Genomic DNA, 5195 nt, shown 5'->3' with positions numbered 1-5195 from the left:
CTACTGTGCCCAGATACAGATCCGTGATCTGGTTTTTTTTACAATAGTCGATCAGTTGGTTGAGCAGTTGTTGTGCCAGGCCCAGTTCTTTACCCCGGAAATCCTTTTTCACAAACATTTTGCGGATAGCGCCTGCCTGGTGACCGGTAGCTATCAGGGCAATGGTGCCCACCAGCTCACCATCTACCATCGCTCCCCAGAAGCCGCCGCCCGTTTGATGATAGTTGATTTCTATATCATTCAGGTCTGGTTGGTCCTCAATGGTAATCGGTATATTAAATTCTATTTGCTGTATAGGCAGGATAATATCTATTACCTGCTGGCGAAACTGGTTGTCAATCATTCTTATAGTAGGTGCCGTACTCATTTGCATAGATTTATGGTATAAAACTACGTAGTTGACTACATAAACCGAAATTTTTTTTCGGTTTTACGCAAAAAGCCGCTAGCCCATGTCCGGCAAATTGAGATCATAGTCATGTGCCTTAGCCATAGTCAACAGTTCGTTACACAGTTTCTGCTGTATAGCAAACTATGCCATGTCGCGAACAAAACATACCTGACACCTGTTATCTCGAAACACCCCTAAGCCCGCCTGTTAGCATCATCAAAAAAACAACCAGCATTCGGTTATCCCGTAATTATTGTTAAACTGAATAATCTAATCATATGAAACGTCAATTATTCTTAGTCTTTGTATGTTCACTTTTTGTATGCATGGCATTTACTGATGTATCTGGGCAAGTCGTCAGCAGACCCCGATCCGGAGGCGCCGGCAGCTGGCGGTTATTGGGTACCGTTACGGCCAATCATACGGCGGATCATGATGCCATTATCGTACAGGGGCCTTATGATTATTTTCGGCGGATAAAGTTTAAGGTCACTAATTCACCCGTAAACATGGCAAAAATTGTGGTTACTTATGACGATAGAGGATTGCCGGAAAATATTGATACCCGGCTGGAGATCCCCAAAGGCGGTGAAAGCAGGGTGATAGATCTGAAAGGAGGAAAGCGAAAATTGGGGAGCATAGAAATCTGGTACGATACAAAAGGCATTTTAAACGGAAAAGCCGTTGTGACGTTATTTGGAATGAAATAATTTGTCGACGGTATGTATAGCTGATATATTGAAATAGAAAATGATTTGTTAATATTTTAGTTATTCTTGCTTATGTTTTTATCCTGTCTTAGATTGGGCCAAAATGGGAAAATCTCGTATAGCAAGAATAACTGTCGTATTAGTCATATTAGTCCTGTGCCGGCTGGTTTCCAGTGCGCAGGTGAGGATTAGTGGTACCATTTTTGACCGCTCCGCGCGATTTGGCCTGCCTGGCGTAAGCGTCATGAGTAACTCCGGCGCCGGAGCGGTCTCCGATTCTTCAGGACATTACACGATCGTTTTGCCCATCACAGATTCCATCAGTTTTTCCTATCAGGGAAAAGCCACCATGAAATTTCCGGTAAAACAAATTAACAACAACCGCCCTTACGACATGAGTCTGCATGTGGATACACATGTGTTACCTACTGTTGTTGTAACCACCATGCGCCTGGGCGATTACCTGTCGGATTCATTGAAGAACCGGGAAGAATACCGGAAGGTGTTCGACTATTCGCCGGAATACCTTTCCGGCGGAGGTACCAGCGGACCGGGAGTGGGGATCAACCTGGATGCTTTGTTCAGCATGAAGAAAATCAAGCGGATGGAGAATTTCAGGCGCTTTATGGAAAGGGAGGAACGGGAGAAATACGTCGACCACCGTTTTAATAAGGCGCTGGTGAAAAAAATAACGGGGTTAACGGCGCCTGCACTGGATACCTTTATGGTGCAATACCGGCCCACCTATGAAATGCTCCTGAGCTTTGAAAATGAATACGAATACTATAAGCTGATCAAAGATTGGGGCCAATATTTTCTCGAAAACTGGAACCGCGATCATCCCACCCCGAATTAATGGTGCACTTGCTTTTCTGCTGCTTTCACTGATATTGATGGACCTTTCCTGCCTGCCGTTTGCATTATTTTCTGTATCTTATGTACATGGCATTCAATCATTTTCTCTATAAAAGATGGAAAATAACATTACCGTTGTGGAGCATTATCAGCCCCCTGATTGGCTTAATATTGTTAGCCCTGGCCGGTGAGCAAGGTAGCGGTATTTTCGCAGCCGTCATGGGCATATCCCTGATTAGTGTGGTATTATCTGCGGTGCATCATGCGGAAGTAGTAGCACATAAAGTAGGAGAGCCTTACGGTACACTCATTTTAGCACTCGCCATTACCGTCATAGAGGTGTCGTTGATCGTGTCTATCATGCTCACAGAAGTAGGCGGAGATTCCACCCTGGCGCGGGATACCGTGTTTGCAGCCATTATGCTGATTCTCTCCGGCATTATCGGGATGTCATTATTCATAGGCGGATATTTTTATAAAGAACAGGCATTTATTAAACAAGGTGTGAGCGCCGCCCTGGTTACATTGAGCGCTATCTCCATTTTAACACTCGTCTTACCCAATTATACCACCACCGAAGTGGGGCCTGTTTATTCAAACAGTCAACTCATTTTTGTAGCGATCATTTCCCTCGTGTTATACGGTAGCTTCGTTGCGGTGCAAACCATTCGTCATCGTGATTATTTTCTGCCTGAAGACGCTGCTCCGGGAGACGAAGATGTTCACGCAGCACCACCATCCGGTTTGACCGCTATCATGAGCTTATTGCTGTTAATCGTGTCGCTGGTGGTAGTGGTACTGCTATCCAAAAAATTATCGCCTACCATCGAATCAATTGTTATAAACCTGGGTGCTCCCAAAACCTTGGTGGGCGTGATTATCGCAGCGGTGATTCTCTTGCCGGAAGGTATAGCGGCGATCCGGGCAGCCCGGCAAAATCGCTTGCAAACCAGCTTAAACCTGGCTTTAGGCTCGGCCTTGGCAAGTATAGGACTCACCATCCCGGCAGTGGCGATCGTTTGTTATTTCGCTGGTTTGCGCGTTACATTGGGCATCGATGCGAAATCAACACTACTGCTTATTCTTTCGCTGTTTACCATCAGCATTTCGTTTAATGCGGGGAAGACGAACATCCTGCAGGGAATTGTGTTGCTGGTGATACTGGCCACTTATATGTTTATTTCCGTGGTGCCGTAAATCTTACTTTTTTCTTAGCCTCTCTATCACCTTCTTCGTTTCCTCCGGATAAATACTAATCAGATGGGTTCGTATGAAATCCGGTGTGGGCTTCGTTTCCCCATTGGTCAATAAGGTGATATTCCCGGATGGTAACGCCGGCATATGACAGTCGATACAATTACCGGCTAACACCGATGCCGCAAATCCTTTTTGTTTACAGAAATGATCTCCGCTTGTCTGATGGCAATTCATGCAGCGTTGTGAAAATACGGCGATGTCATCGCTTTCCTTTGCATGTGGGTTATGACAGGAAGAACAGTTCATATCGGTACTCATGATGGAGCATTTGCTGGCGGTAAATAACTGCTACTGCGTGCCATGTACATCCATTTCAGTGGCCTTGGCGGGCCTGCCCGGATCCGGGAAAAAGTAATCGGAGAGGGGATCGCCGGGGCGGTAGCTAAAGGCCGGCTTCTGGGGCGTTTTAAGTCCGGAATGACAAAGCCCGCACAGGTCCAGTCGTTGTTGATTTTTTAGGGAAGAGATGGTGGTGATATATTTCGCCTGCTTTTCTTCGGGATGGGCCGACTGGAATTCCACATGCGCCGCCGCTGCACCATGACAGCGTTCGCAGTCTATACCAAATACGATTTCATTTTTCTCAAACGATTCCGACAACTGCAATCCCTCCATTTTTACTTCTTTAAAAACCACGCCGGAGCTATGACAACCAAAACAGGTGCTGGGAATTATGCGGTCAAACCGCGGATGGGTGGCGGGAAAACCCGGACTGTTAGCCCAGCTGGCCGAAGGCACAAAATACGACAGCGGCAGCTGGTAATATTTATCGTCTTTCCAGTAGAGATAAGTTTGTGCTTTTCTCCCGGAACCTATGGCAATATCGAAAGGACGTTTGGTGGTAAGGGTATCGTTGGTATAGGCAGCCTGAAAAAGCAGGCTGTCATGTGCTTCCAGCTGTACTTTTTGGCCATGGCTATAAGTGAATACATTATCCGGCGACGCAAAACTCCCCAGCACCGTGGCTTTGGAGGCGGGCCGGCTGGTGTTATGATGGGCAGAACGAAGAAATGCGTTATAGATATTTTGGTGGCAACCCGCACAGGCTGCGGCGCCGGCAAATTGTTTTCCTCTCAGGTCTTCCTTTTCCGGCGCTTTGGTAATACACTGGGATAAGATGGAGATACAACAAAGCAGGAATCCGGACACATAGCGCTGGCGTTTATTCATATCGTGGGAATGTTCCCAAATATACAAATCCGGGCGACAATTTTCTATCGCGCCAAATCTGTAGGTAATCCATCCAGACTTACCCTGTTCTTTTCTGCCTTGTAGATTTCCAGTCCTTCCCGACCTTTGCTTTCCGCCCATTTGGCGGCATGGTCCCTTTCACCGCTGTATTCGTACAGTGGCACGCCAAAACCGCAGGAGGTCTGCACTTTATAGATGTCGGCTACTATAATTTGCCTGGTGGCAGGCAACAGCGTAAAGTGGGCAGATAATTCGGCCCATTCCGGATCGGTAGGTAACACCGTATAGCCTTTCCCGTATAAACGCAGTATATTGGGTGGTCCATCAAAAGCACAAAACATAAAGGTGATCCGGCCGTTTTCCAGGATATGCGCGGAGGTTTCATTGCCACTACCCACAATATCAAGGTAACCTACCCGTGTAGACGAAAAAACGCGGAAGCTATCGAGTCCCTTCGGCGAAAGATTAATATGTCCCTGGGCAGCAAGTGGAGCGGAGGCGACAAAAAACATTTTCTGTGCAGCGATGAAGGACTCGTGCTGCGGCTTAATATCATCAAAGAATTTTCCCATACATCAAACTGTTTAAGCGTGGGTAAGTTGTAAAGGTACAAATTTTTACCTCGCAAGGATATCATGGTTTCTGTCAGATGCTGTACATTTGAGGAATGTAAAATACTAATGAAGCACTGCCGGTATTCATCTGGCAGGAAAAATATATTGCATGAAAGCCATTAAAGTAATACTGGTCATCTGCCTGTTATCTTCCTGTAAAAGTAAATGGGAAAAAAC

The 5195-nt window shown here is 46.2% G+C and carries 7 protein-coding genes; 3 read left to right on the top strand and 4 right to left on the bottom strand.

Annotated features, from left to right (window positions below):
* Nucleotides 1-367 (bottom strand): GNAT family N-acetyltransferase (locus VIP81_RS02990; protein WP_331956995.1); only part of this gene is annotated, 367 nt, incomplete at its 3' end.
* A gap of 350 nt (nucleotides 368-717) precedes the next feature.
* Between VIP81_RS02990 and VIP81_RS02985 the strand changes: the two genes are divergently transcribed.
* From VIP81_RS02985 to VIP81_RS02975, 3 genes are all read left to right on the top strand, one after another.
* Nucleotides 718-1101 (top strand): hypothetical protein, encoded by a 384-nt coding sequence (locus VIP81_RS02985; protein ID WP_331956994.1) that lies wholly within the window; start codon nucleotides 718-720, stop codon nucleotides 1099-1101.
* Between the two features lie 103 nt (nucleotides 1102-1204).
* Nucleotides 1205-1957, top strand: a complete 753-nt coding sequence (locus VIP81_RS02980; RefSeq protein ID WP_331956993.1) for a carboxypeptidase-like regulatory domain-containing protein — start codon at nucleotides 1205-1207, stop codon at nucleotides 1955-1957.
* Nucleotides 1958-2043: 86 nt separating this feature from the next.
* The gene (locus tag VIP81_RS02975) at nucleotides 2044-3153 is read left to right on the top strand and encodes an ionic transporter y4hA (protein ID WP_331956992.1); all 1110 of its coding nucleotides are present in this window, start codon (nucleotides 2044-2046) and stop codon (nucleotides 3151-3153) included.
* A gap of 3 nt (nucleotides 3154-3156) precedes the next feature.
* On the opposite strand, the gene VIP81_RS02970 is transcribed toward VIP81_RS02975, so the two are convergent.
* Genes VIP81_RS02970 through VIP81_RS02960 form a run of 3 tightly spaced genes read right to left on the bottom strand, consistent with a single transcriptional unit; the run spans nucleotide 3157 to nucleotide 4976 of the window.
* Nucleotides 3157-3471 carry a hypothetical protein gene (locus VIP81_RS02970; protein ID WP_331956991.1) on the bottom strand — a complete coding sequence of 105 codons (315 nt, stop codon included), beginning with the start codon at nucleotides 3469-3471 and terminating at the stop codon, nucleotides 3157-3159.
* Between the two features lie 30 nt (nucleotides 3472-3501).
* The gene (locus tag VIP81_RS02965; protein WP_331956990.1) at nucleotides 3502-4383 is read right to left on the bottom strand and encodes a multiheme c-type cytochrome; all 882 of its coding nucleotides are present in this window, start codon (nucleotides 4381-4383) and stop codon (nucleotides 3502-3504) included.
* 44 nt (nucleotides 4384-4427) lie between these two features.
* Complete coding sequence (locus VIP81_RS02960; protein WP_331956989.1) at nucleotides 4428-4976, bottom strand: pyridoxamine 5'-phosphate oxidase family protein; 549 nt, start codon at nucleotides 4974-4976, stop codon at nucleotides 4428-4430.
* Between the last annotated feature and the right edge of the window lie 219 nt (nucleotides 4977-5195).

The sequence above is a fragment of the Chitinophaga sp. genome (assembly GCF_036566945.1).
In the GTDB taxonomy this organism is placed as follows: Bacteria; Bacteroidota; Bacteroidia; order Chitinophagales; family Chitinophagaceae; genus Chitinophaga.
The sequence above is the reverse complement of the archived record's forward strand: the minus strand, read 5'-3'. Positions and strand labels throughout refer to the sequence as shown.

Bases quoted from the DNA above. Each gene is read 5' to 3' on its own strand.
- VIP81_RS02985 (WP_331956994.1), top strand. From the start codon at position 718: ATGGCATTTACTGATGTATCTGGGCAAGTCGTCAGCAGACCCCGATCC.
- VIP81_RS02980 (WP_331956993.1), top strand. From the start codon at position 1,205: ATGGGAAAATCTCGTATAGCAAGAATAACTGTCGTATTAGTCATATTA.
- VIP81_RS02975 (WP_331956992.1), top strand. From the start codon at position 2,044: ATGGCATTCAATCATTTTCTCTATAAAAGATGGAAAATAACATTACCG.
- VIP81_RS02970 (WP_331956991.1), bottom strand. From the start codon at position 3,471: ATGAGTACCGATATGAACTGTTCTTCCTGTCATAACCCACATGCAAAG.
- VIP81_RS02965 (WP_331956990.1), bottom strand. From the start codon at position 4,383: ATGAATAAACGCCAGCGCTATGTGTCCGGATTCCTGCTTTGTTGTATC.
- VIP81_RS02960 (WP_331956989.1), bottom strand. From the start codon at position 4,976: ATGGGAAAATTCTTTGATGATATTAAGCCGCAGCACGAGTCCTTCATC.